The sequence below is a fragment of the Kitasatospora sp. Ki12 genome (assembly GCF_054601375.1).
This window is the reverse complement of the sequence record NZ_BAAIHT010000002.1, coordinates 655,476-671,275: the sequence shown is the minus strand read 5'-3', so window position 1 is coordinate 671,275 and position 15,800 is coordinate 655,476. Positions and strand designations below refer to the sequence as shown.

Here is a 15,800-nt window from a genome sequence, read left to right as displayed (position 1 = left end):
ACCATCCGGGGCGAGCGCCCGGAGTGGGGGAGCGCAAACTCCCGTCATGGACGCGGGCGATCAACTCCCCGGAGTGGACGCCGCGTTGGGCCCGCTGAGTCGTGCACTGATTCTGGCCAAGTTCGGCAAAGTGTGTCGCTGCCGTGAACGGGCTGTGTAGTTTCGAGCGATCCGGAAGGCGCCGTTCGCCTCTATGGGCCAGGCACTCCACGTCCTGGCGGCGCTGTCGGCCGCTCCCTCACCCTCCTCGCAGACGGGAATCGTGATGACCACCCCGAGCACCGGAACACCTGCCGCCACGCCGGCCGCCACACCAGCGACGACCCCGGCGGCCCCGACGACCCCGGCAAGTACGTCGCCCAAGTTCGAAGTGGACAAGGCGATGCTCGACGGCGTGACGCCGAAGGACCTGCTGCCGACCACCGGCAACTACCCGACGGAGATCGTCCGGTACCGCTCGGTGGTGCTCACCGACATCCCCGGAGCGAAGCCGGCGCGCAAGCTGACCGGCGCCATCGACCTCGGCGAGGAGAACCTGCCGTTCTACGACCGCCCGGCCGAAGGCATGATCGTCACGACGGAGCAGAGCTGGTCGGCCCAGGGCGTCACGCTCGGCCGGCTGCTGCACAGCCTCGCGCTCGCGCCCGGCGAGAGCACCAAGGTCGCGGTCGTCGACTGGCAGCGCAGCACCAAGGCCACCGGCACCGAGGCGACGACCGAGAACGACACGCTGTCCGGCACCAGCGACCAGAGCCGGTCGATCAGCGAGGTCGCGAACGCGATCGCCCGCGAGGAGCAGTTCGGCACGTCCCGGGGGTCCCAGTCGAGCAGGTCCTCCAGCTCCGGCGGCAGCATCGGGGTCTCGGTCTTCGGCATCGGTGGCGGCGGCAACTGGGGCGAGTCGTCGAACTCGGGCTTCACGACCGCGGTGTCGCGCTCGACCGGCGTGAAGTCGGTCGCGGCCGAGGCGACGCAGCGCATCAGCGAGCGGACCCAGCAGCTGGCGACCGCGGCCCGCAGCCGGAACATGACGGTCGTGCGCGAGACGACGCAGTCGGAGAAGGACCAGGTCCTCACCCGGGTCGTGACCAACTACAACCACATGCACGCGATGTCGGTGCAGTACTACGAGGTCGTCCAGGTCTACGCCGTGACGACCAAGCCGACCAAGCTGGAGCGCTGCCTGTTCATCCCGCTGCAGGAGCTCACCTTCAACTACACCAGCCTGCAACGCTACAAGGAGGTGCTCGCGTCGGTGGCGCCGGCCGACTGGGCGGCGAAGATCCGGGCCGCCAATCCGTTCGACACCACCGTGCGCAAGCTCGACGCGTGCACGGCGCCGGAGACGCCGCCCACCGCCGGCTTCGACGGGGTGGAGCTGGCCGACATCGCCGCTTCGGCCATGGGCGTGTACGGGGTGCGCAGGTTCGACGGCAGTCCGGTCCGGTTCGATCCGGTGGCCCGGCAGTGGAACCCGCTGCCCACCACCGGACTGGACAGCGAGCTGATCCGCATCGCACCGGGCAAGAGCGTCGTGTGGGCGCTCAGGGCCGACAACGAACTCGTGCACTTCGACGGGACGGCCTGGCGGCGTGACGCGAACGGCTGGGCGGGGCGGAGCCTCGCCTGCGGCTCGGACGGCACGCTCTTCCTCATCGGCATGGACAGTTCGATCTACCAGCGCGACCCGAACGGCGTAGCGCAGAACCTGAACACCACGGCCGACGACATCGCCGTCGTCGGCAAGAACAAGGCCTGGTACTGCCGGCAGGGGCGGACCTGGGAGCGCACCGGCACCACCTGGACGGAGCGGACCCCGGCGCCGAACGTGCAGCGCCTGTCCGCCGGCCCGGACGGCGTGCTCTGGGGCGTCACCGCCGACGGCAAGGCCCTCGTGGTGGAGGCCGGCGCGACGACCTGGACCCCTCCCAAGAACGAGATCCTCGTCAAGCTCTCGGCGCTGACAGACCTCGTCTCATCCACCAGCGGGGACCACTGGGCACTTCTGAGCAACGGACTCATTCTCCGGCTCCTCACCGTGGACCGAGAGGCGCCGATACTCTTCGACGCCCCACCGAAGGCCGACTCCCCCTACGCGTCCAAGATCGACGTCTGGTACGACGAGGCCGGAATCCGCAGCATCCAGGTGGTCTTCCAGGGCCAGGTCTTCCGCTGGGGCGACACCCGCGGCTCCGGCGTGCAGCAACGCGCCTCCTACACCTTCGCGGCCGCCGACAAGCTGCTCTCCGTCGACGCCTGGTTCGGCACGGCCGCCCGTGGCAGCCTCTCCGGGCTGCGCCTGACGATGGACTCGGGCGTGGCCAACTTCGGGATCGCCGCGACCACCACGGCCGCGCCCGACATGACCGAGGACGCCGGCGGCGCGGCCATCTGCGGGCTGTTCGGTTCGACGGTGAAGTCCGGCTCCCGCACCTACGTCGCCTCGCTCGGTTTCCACGTGCGCGGCGGGAACGTGCCGCAGGCCGTCCTGGACCACCTGAACGACAACCGCCGCCACTACAGCCAGGCCGTCTGGGCCAACGCCGACGAGCTGACGCTCAGCCGCATCCTCGCCAACTACTCGTACACGCCCGCGGGTTCGAACGCCGCGCCGGTCCTGCTCGGCACGCTGCTGGACCCCAAGCCGATCGCCGCCACCGGCAACTACCTCGGCTTCCGGTGGAACTTCGGCAGTGAGCAGGAACGAGAGGCGTGGACCAAGACCCGCCAGGCGGGCGACGCCACGTTCGGGGCGCCGGTGACCAACACGATCGCCATCGCCACCAAGGGCGTCTTCGCCGAGGCCGTACTCGGCCGGGCCAACTCGGCCGAGAAGATCGACCTCACCCGGTTCTGGAACTGGAAGGACTCGCCCATCCAGATCACGCCGGCCGACATCGCGCCGGTCGCCACCGGAACGCGCGCCAAGGACCTCGACCTCACGGTGGCCGCCCTCGGAGCCACCCAGGCGAAGTTCTCGCAGCTCTCGGCGATGCCCGACCCGACCGGCCTGCAGGCGGCGCAGGCCATGGCCACCGCGAGCCTGTTCCGCGACATGAGCGGCCTCAGCAATATGAGCGAGGTGCTCACCAAGGGCATCGAAGCCGCCTCCGGCAACGACAAGGCCGCCGGTGAACGCGCCCAGGAGGCCTTCAAGACCGCCACCGAACACCAGCAGAAGATGGCCCAGATCGCCGTCGACCTCTTCGGCAAGGTGGCTCCGGCCGTGACCGGCGTCCCCAACCTGAGCGCCATCGGCGGCGCGCTGAACCAGGGCGACAAGGCCGAGTCGGACACCAAGGCCGAGTCGGACGCCAAGCCCGAGTCGGACGCCAAGCCCGAGTCGGACGCCAAGGCCAAGGCTTCGTCCAAGAGCGGTTCCACAGCCAAAGCCTGATCACCGCACGGTGCGGGCCCGGGCCGCCGCCCGGGCCCGCACCGCGCGAACGCCGACAGTGGAAGCCCGTGAGGGACGGTGCCGGCTGGCGTTCCACCGACACCGTCCCCCAGGCCCTTCACCTCCCTCGGACCGGCCCGGGGTTCTCGCAGCGGACGGCGGCGTCAGGCTCGGCGGGCGGAGGCCGTGAGCCGGTCGGCGAGCGCGATGACGAGGTCTCGGAGTTCGTCCGGTCGCTCGATGACGAACGGCCGGTCGAGCGAGGCGAGTACCGGGGGCAGCCAGTCGAGCCGCTCCGCCCGCAGCTCGACGTGGATCCAACGCTCGGCATGCGGATCCGCGCCGTCCTCGGGCGGGGGCTCATCCAGGCTCGCGACGCTGGCGGGGAGTCGGGCCCGGATCTGTTCGACCGTCCCGTGGATCCGCAGGGTCACCTCGTGCCGGTAGGCGGCCTTGGCGAGCCCTGACAGGACGCGCTGTGCCGGATCGAGTCCGGCGGGCGGCTCGAAGGAGCCGGGCAGGGGCCTCGCGTCCGCGATGCGGTCGAGCCGGAAGGTCCGGTCCTCGCCGATGCCGGGGTCGGTGCCCGTGACGTACCAGCGGCCCGCGTGGGTGACGATCCCGTACGGGTGCAACGTGCGTTCGCTTCGTCGGCCGTCCCCGGCGGTGTACCTGATCGAGACCGGGTGGCGCCGGCGGACCGCATCGGCGACGGCGAGCAGGACCCCGGTCTCCGGGGTGGCCGACTCGCCGGGCGGAGCCGTGAAGGCGAGGGATTCCATGACCGCGTCGAGCCGACGGGCCAGACGCTCGGGCAGTGCCCGGCGGATCTTGGCCGCCGCCGTCTCACCCGCGGTCCCGGTCGCCGTCAGCAGCCCGGTCCTGCGGCCGGCGACGAGGCCGAGCAGCACGGCGAGCGCCTCGTCGTCGTTGAGCATGAGCGGCGGCAGGCGGTACCCGGGGGCGAGCCGGTACCCGCCGTAGCGGCCGCGGACCGCCTCGACGGGGATGTCGAGATCGACCAGGTGGTCCACGTACCGCCGCACGGTGCGCCCGTCGACGCCGAGCCGGTCGGCGAGTTCGGCCACCGTTCTGATGCCGCCGGACTGCAGGAGTTCCAGGAGGGCGAGCACGCGGCCAGTAGGTCGAGCCATGTCCACGAGCCTAGCGCTGATACCGGACCGATTCTGTCCACTATCTGCTCTAGCGTTCGAGGTGCAACGACTCCACCGACCTCAGGAGAGCACCATGGACTTCGTTTCGACCCGGATCATCACGGGCGACGTCGCGCGCCTCGTCGACTTCTACGAGCGGGCCACCGGAGTGCGGGCGGACTGGTCCACCGAGGACTTCGCCGAACTGCGGACCGCCGGCGCGACCCTCGCGATCGGCAGCACCCGCACCGTGGCACTCTTCGCACCCGGCTCCGCCCGTCCGGCCGACAACCACACCGTGATCATCGAATTCCTCGTCGACGACGTGGACGACGTGCACCGGAACCTGGCCGGTCTCGTCGCCGACTTCGTGACCGAGCCCACCACGATGCCCTGGGGCAACCGCTCGCTCCTGCTCCGCGACCCCGACGGCAACCTCGTCAACTTCTTCACCCCCGTCACACCGGCGGCCATCGCGAGGCTCGCCCGCTGACGACAGCGCGCCCGCCCGGGCAGGGGCCGATCGCGGCGCGCTCGTGGACGAGGCGGGACAGGCGAGCACGTCGGCACCGGTCGGCGCCGTTGCCGGGTGATCCGAGGGGGCGGAAAATGGGGTATGGGACGTTTGTCTCAGCCGCGGGAAGGGAGCTTCCGATGGCCTGGCGTATCGAGGGGACGTATTTCGAGAACTGCAATTGCGACATGGTGTGCCCCTGCTCCACCTCCGGCCTCTCGGCTCCGGCGGACTACGACCGCTGTCGGGTGGTCCTGGCCTTCCACGTCGACGCCGGCCAGGTCGACGACGTCGACGTGAGCGGTCTGACGGTCGCCGTGGTGGGTGACGCCCCGCCGCTCATGAGCGACGGCAATTGGCGGCTGGGCATGATCATGGACGAGGCGGCCTCGCCGGAGCAGGCCGAAGCGCTCGGGGCGGTCTTCTCCGGACAGCGCGGCGGCCCGATGGGGGACCTCGTACCGCTGGTCGGCGAGATGCTCGGGCTGGAGGTCGCCCGGATCGACTACGTCGACGACGGCCGGCGCCACCGGGTGCACATCGGCGACGCGGTCGACATCGAGGTCGAGGACTTCGTCTCCCCGCTCGACGCGACCGGAAAGGGCGTACGGGTCAGCGGGGTGGGATTCCCCGCGGACACCCTGGCGGCCGGCGTCGCGACGAGGTCGCGGGTGAACGCCTTCGGCCTCGACTTCGGGAACGAAGGGAAGAACAGCTTCTCGGCACCGTTCGCCTGGGCGGCCTGAGCGATTGCGGGAGGCGGCGGGCAGCCAGGGATGCTGCCCGCCGGTCCGGATGCCGTCAGGAGGTCGACCGCACCGTCTCGGGCTCCGCGGCCGGCGAAGCCGCGTCCTCCTCGGGCGGTGGAACGTGGCGTCGCGGGGCGAGGAGGGCGGAGACGATGCCGCCCGCCGCCAGCCCGGCGCCGACCCAGAGCGCGGGCTTGAAGGCGTCGATGAAGGAGTCCGGTGACCCGTAGACCGCCGGGCCGGTGAAGACGGCGGCCAGGAGCGCGATGCCGAAGACGCCGCCGAGTTCCCGCATCGCGCTGTTGGCCCCGGACGCGATCCCGGCCTCCTGCCGGGGCACCGATCCCATCACCGCGTTGGCCACCGTCGGGAAGCACATCGAGGTCCCGATCCCGGCCACGGTCAGGGCGATGCTCAGCTCCAGGTACCCCATCCCCGGCCGGGCGATCGCGGCGACCCAGCCGAGCCCGACCGCCTGCAGCGCCAGGCCCGTCACCATGAACGGCCGGTTGCCCCAGCGGTCCGCCAGGGCGCCCGCGACCGGTGCGATCAGCATCGGCGTCGCCGTCCAGGGCAGGATCCGCAGACCCGCTTCGAGCGGCGAGTTGCCGAGCCCGATCTGCAGGAACTGCGACATCAGGAAGAGGGCGCCGAAGAGCGAGGCGTACATGAAGAAGCTCACGCCGTTGGCGGTGGCGAAGCCGCGCAGGCGGAACAGGCCGAGGGGCAGCATCGGGTCACGGGCCCGCTGCTGCCAGCGGACGAAGCAGGCGACGAGGGCCGCACCGAGCGTCAGCGAGCCGATCACCTCGCCGCTGGTCCAGCCCACCGTGTTGGCGCGCACCAGCCCGAACGTCAGGCCCAGGAAGCCGGCGCCGGCCAGCACCAGGCCGTACGGGTCGAGTCGCGGCCGTGGTCCGTAGCTCTCGGTCAGCCGGAGCAGGGCGAGCGGGACCAGAGCGAGCCCGATCGGGACGTTCAGCCAGAAGATCCACTGCCAGTCGAGGCCACCGGTGATCGCCCCGCCGACCACCGGACCCATCGCGACGGCCGCACCCGCGATCCCGCCCCACATCCCGATCGCCATCCCGCGCTTCTCGGCCGGGAAGGCCTGGCTGATCAGGGTCAGCGTCAGCGGCATGACGATCGCCGCGAACCCGCCCTGGACGGCACGGGCCGCGACCAGCGCGTCGACCGAGGACGACAGCGCGGCCGCGCCCGAGGCGACCGCGAAGCCGAGCAGCCCGATCGCGTACATCCGCCGCCTGCCGAACCGGTCGCCCAGCGCGGCGCCGGTCAGCAGCAGGCAGGCGAAGCTGAGGTTGTAGGCGTTCACCGTCCATTCCAGGTCGGTGAGCGACGCGTGCAGGTCGGTCCGCAGCACCGGCAGGGCGGTCGCCACCACCAGCGTGTCGAGGGCGACCATGAACAGCCCGAGCGAGGCCAGGGCCAGGGTCCAGCCCCGCCGCGGCAGGGCCGTCGCGGGGGCACGAGGGGAGAGTTCGGAAGACATGGCGTCCGCTCCGTTCCGCAGGTCGCGTTCTTCACCGGTCGGAGTCCGGTCTCACTCCTTCGACGGGTGGGATCCGGCCGGATCGACACCGCCGCAGGAAGATGGCCGAGTGGGTGCTGTCGATCCAGCCGGGTGCCGCACGTCGGTTGTACGGAGGGTCCGGTCCGCGGGCCCGAGTGAGAAGGGGAGCGCGTCATGGCGCAGTACCTGATCCTGATCTACGGGGACGAGACCTCGTGGGCCGCCGCCCCGCCCGAGGTGGTGGAGCGGGTCCACGCCGAGCACCGGGCCTTCCAGGCCCGCAACGCGGGAGCCGTCCTCGGCGGCAACGCCCTGCACCGCACCGACACGGCGACCAGTCTCCGCAGCGACGGCAACGGCGGCAGCGGCGGCGGCAACGGCGCCGGTGGCCCGACCGTCACCGACGGGCCGTTCGCCGAGACCAAGGAGGCACTCGGCGGCTACTACCTGGTGGAGGCCACCGACCTGGACGAGGCCATCGCCGTGGCCCGGCAGGTCCCGGCCCCCTTCGGCGGCGTCGAGGTCCGCCCGATCCGGGTGATCGACTGACTCCTGAGGATCGGCCGAAGACACCTGACACCGGCCGGAACGACTGACACCGGCCGGGACGATGCCTTGACGGAGCCGTGATGACCACCGATCCCGCGGTCGCCGCAGCGGTCGCCGACGCGCACCGCCGCGAGTGGGCCTTCGTGCTCGCCGCGACGGCGCGCGTCACCCGCGACCTCGACCTCGCCGAGGAGTGCGTCCAGGACGCCTACGCCAAGGCCCTGACGGTCTGGGGCGAACGCGGCATCCCCCACCGCCCCGGCGCCTGGCTCACCACCACGGCGCGCAACCGGGCACTGGACGAGCTGCGCCGCAACGCCACCCTCCGCCGGACCCTGCCGCGGCTCCTCGCCACCGACGACACCTCGCCCGAACCCGGCCCCGGAGCCGACGAGGACGCGACCGACGACTACCCGGACGACCGGCTCCGGCTGATCTTCACCTGCTGCCACCCCGCCCTCACCGAAGAGGCCCGGATCGCCCTCACCCTGCGACTGCTCTGCGGCCTCACCACGGCCGAGGTGGCCCACGCCTTCCTGACCGGCGAGACGGCGATGGCCGCCAGGATCACCCGTGCCAAGCGGAAGATCAGCACCGCCCGGATCCCCTACCGGGTACCGCCCGCCGAGGAGCTCCCCGAGCGGATCGACGCCGTCCTCACGGTCGTCCACCTGCTCTTCACCACCGGCCACACCGCCCCCGCCGGAGACGACCTCATCCGCCGCGACCTGGTCGAGCGCGCCCTCGACCTGGCCCGGATGCTGCGCACCCTGCTCCCCGAGGACGCCGGTGTCGCCGGACTGCTGGCCCTCGTCCTGCTCACCGACGCCCGCCGCGAGACCCGGTCGGGCGAGGACGGCCGGATGGTGCTGCTCGCCGAGCAGGACCGCACGCGCTGGGACAAGGCCGCCATCGCGGAGGGCCTCGCGCTGGTCCGCGAAGCCCTGGTGCGACGTCCGCCGGGGCGCTTCGCCCTGATGGCGGCCATCGCCGCCGTCCACGCCGAGGCGCCGAGCTGGCAGGAGACCGACTGGCGGGAAGTGGTCGCGCTCTACGACCTCCTGGTGCAGATCTGGCCCTCGCCGGTGGTGGCCCTCAACCGGGCGGTGGCGGTGGGCTTCGCCGACGGCCCCGCCACCGGGCTCGCGGAACTCGACGCGCTCGCCGCCGAGCCACAGCTCGCGGGCTACGGCTACCTGGCCGCCACCCGCGCCGACTTCCTGCGCCGGCTCGGGCGGGTGGCCGACGCCCGCCTGGCGTACGAAGAGGCGCTGCTGCTCACCGAGAACACCGTGGAACGCGACTTCCTGACCGGCCGGTTGCGGGAGTTGGGGCCGCCCGACGCGCGCTGAGCGCCGGAGCGCCTGAGCACCGGATCGCCGCGGACAAACCCGCCCGCACACCGGCGCTCACGGGTCGTTCGCGCTGCGTATGCTGGGACCGTGACGACGAACGGGGGACGGGGAGCGACGCTGCGGGCAGACGCCGCGCGGAACCGGGCCCAGGTGCTGCGCGTCGCCCGGGAGCAACTGGCCGCGGGGGACGAGTCACTGCAGCTCAACGTCATCGCCCGGCTGGCCGGGGTCGGTGTGGGAACCGTCTACCGGCACTTCCCCAACCCGCAGGCGCTGCGCGAGGCGCTCCTGGTGGAGCGGTGCCGGGAACTGGTCGACGAGGCCCGCGCCGCCGCTGACCTGGAGGACTCTTCCGAGGGCCTCCGCCGGCTGCTGCGCTTCACGCTCGTCAAGGCGTTGGACGACGACGGTCTGGGCGCCGTGCTCGAGTCCGCCAGCGACGCCGAGGCGCAGACCTCGGCCCTGAAGGCCGAACTGGACGAGGCCGTCGCGAGCCTGCTCGACCGGGCTCGGCTGAACGGCGCGGTCCGCGGTGACATCGGGCCCGGCGATGTGCGCCGACTGCTCTGCGGGATCGAACACGCACTGCGAAGCGGGGACCACGGTCCCGCGCGGGTCGAGATCTACCTCGGTGTCCTCCTCGAGGGGTTGCGTCCTCCGCGCTGACGCGGCTCGGAGATCGGAGGCCGGGCGCGCGGCGTCCGGATCCCACGTAATTCGAACATCTGCACCTGGGGGCGCGACACGAGGCTAACCGGATAGCTATCCGATCGTGCTAGCGTGTCGACTCCAAACGGATAGCTATCCGTTTGCTCTGCTCGGCCGAGAAGGGGCGAAGCTGATGGAACGCCAGGCAGTGGTGACCGCCGGGACCGGCGGTATCGGACTGGAGACGGCGCTGGGCCTCGCGGAGCGGGGGTACACCGTCACCGTGACCGGCCGCGACGCGGAACGCGGCGCCCGTGCCATGGAGCGGATCGCGGCCGTGGCCACCGGGGGCCGGCCCCGGTTCCTCGCGGCCGACCTGTCGTCACTCGGCGAAGTACGAGGCCTCGCCCTCGACCTGGCCGCCCTGGGCACGCTGACCGTCCTGGTCAACAACGTCGGGGCGATGTTCGCCGAGCGGCAGCAGACCGTGGACGGAATCGAGGCGTCCTTCGCCGTCAACCACCTCTCGCCGTACCTGCTCACCGAACTGCTCCTGGACCAGCTCCGGGCCGGCGGACCGAGCCGGATCGTGAACGTGAGCTCCGCCGCGGTCAAGGCTGCCAAGCGCACCTTCGACGCCGTCGAGCCGCCGGGCGGCTACTACGGCTTCCACTGGTACGGCCGGGCCAAGCTGGCCAATCTCGCCTACACCCTGGACCTGGCCGAGCGCCTGCGCGGCACCGACGTCACCGTCTTCGCGGCCGACCCCGGCGGTGCCGCCACCCGCATGACCGACGGCACCCTGACCTCGCCGAGCATCGTCTCCCCGGGCCTGCGCCTGCTGTGGCCGCTGGTCCGTCGGCGCTTCGAGCGCTCGACCGCCGGCCCCGCCGCCACGGCCGCCCGCTCCTCGGTGTTCGCCGCCACCGACCCGTCGCTGGACGGACGGACCGGCCTGCTCATCGGCCCGCAGGCCCAGCCCGCCCCCGTCCCCCCGGCGAGCGCCGACCCCAGGATCGCCGCCGACGTCATCCGGCTCAGCAGGGAGCACACCCGCCGATGGGCGCTCGCGTGACCCCGTACTCCGTGCCGCCGGCGCCGGTGTCCCTCCTCCGTCCGGTCCGTCCGGTCCGTTCAGGACCTCGGCGGGTGCGGGGCGCGTTCAGCCGGAGGCCCGGACGACCAGGCGGGTGGGGAGCACCAGGGATTCGCCGGGGGTCGGGTCGCGGAGCAGCAACTCCATGGCGCGGGAGCCGAGTTCCTCCACCGGCTGGCGGACGGTGGTCAGCCCCGGCCGGCACCGGGCCGCGACCGGTGCGTCGTCGAAGCCGATCAGCGCCACGTCCTCGGGCACCCGCAGGCCGTGCCGCCGCAGGGTCCGGAGCGCTCCGGCGGCCATCTGGTCGGAGGCGGCGAACACCGCGTCCAGCTCGGGGTGCTGGTCCAGCAGCCACCGCATCGCGTGTTCACCGGAGACGCTGCTGAAGTCGCCGTACGCCACCGCGGGCCGGACCGCGGCGATCGGGGCGACCGCCTGGTGGTACCCGGCCAGCCGGTCCGCGCCGGCGGCGGTGTCCGGCGGCCCGGCGATGGTGGCCACCGAGCGGCGCCCGGAGGCGCAGAGCCGGTGCACCGCGTCCCTGGCGCCGGCGAGGTTGTCGGCGTCCACGAACGCCACCGTGTCCGGCTCCGGCGGCCGGCCCAGCGACACCACGGGTACCCTGGCCGCGTGCAGCAGCCGGGTGAGCGCGGTGTCCCCCCAGGGGCCGACCAGCAGCACGCCGTCGACGTGACCGCCGCACAGGTAGCGCACCAGCGGCGGCCGCCGGGAGCGTCTGGGGACGGTGAAGACGGCCAACTCCCGTTCGGCGCCCGGCGGGGAGCGCCGCAGCCCGGAGAGCAGCCGGACCGGGAAGGTGTCCGCGTGGTACTGCAGCGGATCGGCGAAGACGACGACGGCCACCACGCCGGTTCCCCGGGCACTGGGCGCCCGGCGGCGGACGTACGCCAACTCGTGCGCCGCCCGTTCGACGCGGGCCGCCGCGTCGGTGGAGACCGGGGCGGAACGGTTCAGCACTCGGGAGGCGGTCGCGGTGGAGACGCCGGCGCGACGGGCGACCTCGGCGAGCGTCGGAGCGGGATCGTTGCTGCGCATGGGCTGGGGCATGGGGGCCGTCCTGAATCGGTCCTCGCTACGGGAGTTGCACCCTCGGCTCGCCACCCCTGCCGGCCCGCCACCCCTGCCGGGTCACCACCCCTGCCGGGTCACCACCCGGGCCGGTCCGCCACCCGTGCCGGGCCACCACCCCTGCCAGCGTGATCGGTTGAGCGATCAGCGTCAAGGGATCCGACAGCCCCACCGCGCGCGGCGATCCCGTGCGCGTCGAGCCGGGGCCCGGGATCGCCGCGTCAGCTGTGGGAGCGCTCCCAGGGGGCGCTCCCGGAGGCGCTGTAACTTACACGCCACCGCGCCGAGCCGGCCGCCGCCCCCGGATCCGGCTCCGGGCTGGTCGCGGCCGTGGTCCCGACCCGGCGGGCCCGTCGGTCGACACCGCCGAGCCCCGCGGGCGCTTCCCAAGCCGGGCGCGCCGCCCCACGATCGCACGCAACACCTCCGTCCGCCGCGCATCCCCCCACCCGCGTGGCGGTACCCCACCCATCTGGAGGACGCGCATGCGACGCAAGGCCCTGCGTGCCAGGGGAAACCGGCTCACCGTCACCGCGACGGCCACCGCTCTCGCCCTGGTCGCCGCGGCGGGCGGCACCCTCACGGTGCCCTCCGCGGCGGCGGCCACCGGCCTGTCCTGCGGCGTGAGTTACGCCGTCGGCAATGACTGGGGCAGCGGCTTCACCGCCAACGTCACCATCACGGACACCGGTACCGCCGCCATCAACGGCTGGACCCTCGGCTACACCTTCTCCGGCAACCAGACCCTCCAGAACGGCTGGAACGGTATCTGGAGCCAGACCGGACAGGCCGTCACCGCCACCAACCCGAGCTACGCCCCGACCATCAGCCCCGGCGCCGCCTACACCACCAGCGCCAACTTCTCCTACAGCGGCGCCAACACCGCCCCCACCGCCTTCACCGTCAACGGCACGCCCTGCCGCGGTGCCAACCAGCCCCCCACCGTCGCGCTCACCTCGCCGGCCGCCGGGCAGACCTTCACCCCGGGCTCCACCGTGACGGTTTCCGCCGACGCGGCCGACGCCGACGGGACCGTCGCGAAGGTCGACTTCTACGCCTCGACCTCGGCCGGTACCAACACCCTGATCGGCAGCGACACCACCGCGCCGTACACCGTCAACTGGGCGAGCGTGGCGGCGGGCGACTACTCGGTCACCGCCGTCGCCACCGACAACGCCGGTGCCACCACGACCTCCAGCCCGGTCGCGATCAAGGTGGCCGGGCCGAGCGTCCTGGTCAGCCCGGCCTCGCTCGCCGTCCAGCAGGGGAGCACGGGCACCTTCACCGTCGCGCTCTCCCAGGCGCCGGCCGCCAACACCACGGTGACGGTGGTCCGTTCGGGCAGCGACCCGGACCTGAGCGTCACCTCCGGCGCCACCCTCAGCTTCACCCCGGTCAACTGGAACGTCCCGCAGACCGTCACCATCGCGGCCGGTACCGACGCCGGCCAGGTCGGCGGCACCGCCACCTTCACGGCCTCCGCGACCGGCTTCGGCTCCGCCGCCGTCACGGTGACCGAGGCGGCGAAGACCTCGGGCTACGACCAGTACTTCCTGGACCTCTACAGCAAGATGAAGAATCCGGCTAACGGGTACTTCAGTCCCCAGGGCATCCCGTACCACTCGGTGGAGACCCTGATCGTGGAGGCTCCCGACTACGGCCACGAGACCACCTCCGAGACCTACAGCTACTGGCTGTGGCTGGAGGCCGACTACGGGCGGATCACCGGCGACTGGAATCCCTTCAACAACGCCTGGACCAGCCTGGAGACCAACCTGATCCCCAGCCACACCCAGCAGCCCGGCCAGAGCACCTACAACCCGGCCAAGCCCGCCACCTACGGCCCCGAGAAGGCCCAACCCGACCAGTACCCGATCAAGTTGAACAGCAGCGCGCCGGTCGGCACCGACCCGCTCTCCGGCGAGCTGAAGAGCACCTACGGCAGCCCGGACGTGTACGCCCCGGCCTGGCTGCTGGACACCGACAACAAGTACGGCTTCGGGCAGTGCGAGGACGGCACCAGCAAGCCCAGCCTGATCAACACCTTCCAGCGCGGCCCGGAGGAGTCGGTCTGGGAGACCGTGCCGCAGCCCGACTGCGACGTGTTCAAGTACGGCAACAGCAACTCCGGCTTCCTCAGCCTGTACAACGACGGCGGCGGGAACTACAGCAAGCAGTACAAGTTCACCGACGCGCCCGACGCCGACGCCCGACTGGTACAGGCCGCCTACTGGGCGGAGCAGTTCGCCAAGTCGCAGGGCAAGAGCGCGGCCATCACCGGGACCCTCGCCAAGGCCGCCAAACTCGGCGACTACCTGCGCTACTCGCTCTACGACAAGTACTTCAAGAAGGCCGGCAACTGCCTCGGCGCCACCACCTGCCCGGGCGGCACCTCCAAGGCGGACGAGCAACTCGGCCTGCTCACCTGGTACTTCGCCTGGGGCGGGTCGACCGAGGGCACCTGGTCCTGGCGGATCTCCGGTTCCGCCGCCCACCAGGGCTACCAGAACCCGATGGCCGCCTGGGTGCTCGCCAACGACCCCGGCCTGAAACCGCTCTCGCCGAGCGGTGCCACCGACTGGGCGGGCAGCCTGGACAAGCAGCTCCAGTTCTTCCAGTGGCTGCAGTCCAGCGAGGGCGGCATCGCCGGCGGTGCCACCAACAGCTGGGGCGGCAACTACGGCGACGACGCGGCCCCGCCGGCCGGCGACCCGACCTTCTACGGCCTGTACTACGACTGGCAGCCCGAGTACCACGACCCGGCCTCCAACCAGTGGTTCGGGTTCCAGACCTGGTCGATGGAGCGGTTCGCCGAGTACTACTACGCCACCGGCGACACCCGGGCCAAGGCCATCCTCGACAAGTGGGTCCCGTGGGCCATGTCGGTGTCCAAGGCCGACCCCGCCACCGGCACCCTGATCACGCCCGACAAGCTCACCTGGACCGGTGCGCCCGACACCTGGAGCGCCACCAGCCCCGGCGGCAACACGGGTCTGCACGTCACCGCGAGCGGTACCGCCACCGACGTCGGGGTGGCCGGCTCGCTCGCCAAGACCGTCGCGTACTACGCGGCCAAGTCCGGCAACAGCGGCGCCCAGAAGTTCGCCCAGAACATCCTGGACACCCTGCACGCCAAGTACACCGACGGCCTGGGCTACTCGGCCGCCGAGACCCGCACCGACTACAGCCGCTTCACCCAGGCGTACTCGCCCGCCACCCACACGGGCCTGTTCGTCCCCTCCGGCTGGAGCGGCACCTACCCGGACGGCACCAAGGTCAGCTCGGCCAGCAACACCTTCCTGTCCATCCGCCCCTGGTACACCAATGACCCGCAGTGGTCCAAGGTGCAGAGCTACCTCGACGGGGGCGCCGCGCCGAGCTTCAACTACCACCGGTTCTGGGCCGAGGCGGACATCGCCACCGCCTTCGACACCTTCGCCCAGCTGTTCCCGACGGTGAACCCGGGCAGCTGAACGGCCCGTCACCCGACCCGGCCCCGACCCGGCCCCGGCTCCGCGCACCCGTGCGGAGCCGGGGTCGAACCAGGAGCGGGGTCCGTACCGACCGCTGCACGTCTCTTGAAGTACGGCCGACGTATGTGTCAGTCTCATTTCGCCGCACCGGGTGTCTTCCGGCGGCGAGGCATTGCGTACCGGCGATGCCTCCCCCTTCATTGTTAGCGCTAACAATGAAGGGGTTGCTGCTTTTCTCC

General features: G+C 72.0%; 11 protein-coding genes. 8 read left to right on the top strand and 3 right to left on the bottom strand.

The genetic code is table 11. From position 1 onward, the window contains the following. Positions 1-265: 265 nt before the first annotated feature. Positions 266-3,397: an SdiA-regulated/phytase-like domain-containing protein gene (locus ACYP53_RS20480; protein ID WP_459648423.1), complete on the top strand. Its 3,132-nt coding sequence runs from the start codon at positions 266-268 to the stop codon at positions 3,395-3,397. 164 nt (positions 3,398-3,561) lie between these two features. On the opposite strand, the gene ACYP53_RS20475 is transcribed toward ACYP53_RS20480, so the two are convergent. Then, on the bottom strand, positions 3,562-4,551 hold the full coding sequence (locus ACYP53_RS20475; protein ID WP_459648422.1) for a helix-turn-helix transcriptional regulator: 990 nt from the start codon (positions 4,549-4,551) through the stop codon (positions 3,562-3,564). Between the two features lie 94 nt (positions 4,552-4,645). Here ACYP53_RS20475 and ACYP53_RS20470 point away from each other — a divergent pair, with 94 nt between their 5' ends. Together ACYP53_RS20470 and ACYP53_RS20465 are read left to right on the top strand one after the other, a co-directional pair. Beyond that, positions 4,646-5,044 carry a VOC family protein gene (locus tag ACYP53_RS20470; RefSeq protein WP_189914362.1) on the top strand — a complete coding sequence of 133 codons (399 nt, stop codon included), beginning with the start codon at positions 4,646-4,648 and terminating at the stop codon, positions 5,042-5,044. Between the two features lie 161 nt (positions 5,045-5,205). Further along, entirely contained in the window at positions 5,206-5,811 is a 606-nt protein-coding gene (locus ACYP53_RS20465) for a DUF1326 domain-containing protein (protein ID WP_459648421.1), read from the top strand. A gap of 55 nt (positions 5,812-5,866) precedes the next feature. Here the strand turns inward: ACYP53_RS20465 and ACYP53_RS20460 are convergent, their stop codons facing one another. Further along, positions 5,867-7,327 carry an MFS transporter gene (locus ACYP53_RS20460; RefSeq protein ID WP_459648420.1) on the bottom strand — a complete coding sequence of 487 codons (1,461 nt, stop codon included), beginning with the start codon at positions 7,325-7,327 and terminating at the stop codon, positions 5,867-5,869. A 195-nt stretch (positions 7,328-7,522) separates the two neighbouring features. Between ACYP53_RS20460 and ACYP53_RS20455 the strand changes: the two genes are divergently transcribed. The 4 genes from ACYP53_RS20455 (at position 7,523) to ACYP53_RS20440 (ending at position 10,975) form a co-directional block, all read left to right on the top strand. Next, entirely contained in the window at positions 7,523-7,897 is a 375-nt protein-coding gene (locus ACYP53_RS20455) for a YciI family protein (RefSeq protein ID WP_459648419.1), read from the top strand. Between the two features lie 80 nt (positions 7,898-7,977). Continuing rightward, entirely contained in the window at positions 7,978-9,249 is a 1,272-nt protein-coding gene (locus ACYP53_RS20450) for an RNA polymerase sigma factor (protein ID WP_459648418.1), read from the top strand. 90 nt (positions 9,250-9,339) lie between these two features. Continuing rightward, complete coding sequence (locus ACYP53_RS20445) at positions 9,340-9,918, top strand: TetR/AcrR family transcriptional regulator (protein WP_229928404.1); 579 nt, start codon at positions 9,340-9,342, stop codon at positions 9,916-9,918. A 175-nt stretch (positions 9,919-10,093) separates the two neighbouring features. Continuing rightward, positions 10,094-10,975 carry an SDR family NAD(P)-dependent oxidoreductase gene (locus tag ACYP53_RS20440; protein WP_459648417.1) on the top strand — a complete coding sequence of 294 codons (882 nt, stop codon included), beginning with the start codon at positions 10,094-10,096 and terminating at the stop codon, positions 10,973-10,975. Positions 10,976-11,062: 87 nt separating this feature from the next. Here the strand turns inward: ACYP53_RS20440 and ACYP53_RS20435 are convergent, their stop codons facing one another. Beyond that, the gene (locus ACYP53_RS20435) at positions 11,063-12,067 is read right to left on the bottom strand and encodes a LacI family DNA-binding transcriptional regulator (RefSeq protein WP_459648416.1); all 1,005 of its coding nucleotides are present in this window, start codon (positions 12,065-12,067) and stop codon (positions 11,063-11,065) included. A 506-nt stretch (positions 12,068-12,573) separates the two neighbouring features. On the opposite strand from ACYP53_RS20435, the gene ACYP53_RS20430 reads away from it, so the two are divergent. After that, on the top strand, positions 12,574-15,561 hold the full coding sequence (locus ACYP53_RS20430) for a glycoside hydrolase family 48 protein (RefSeq protein ID WP_459648415.1): 2,988 nt from the start codon (positions 12,574-12,576) through the stop codon (positions 15,559-15,561). Positions 15,562-15,800: the final 239 nt, after the last annotated feature.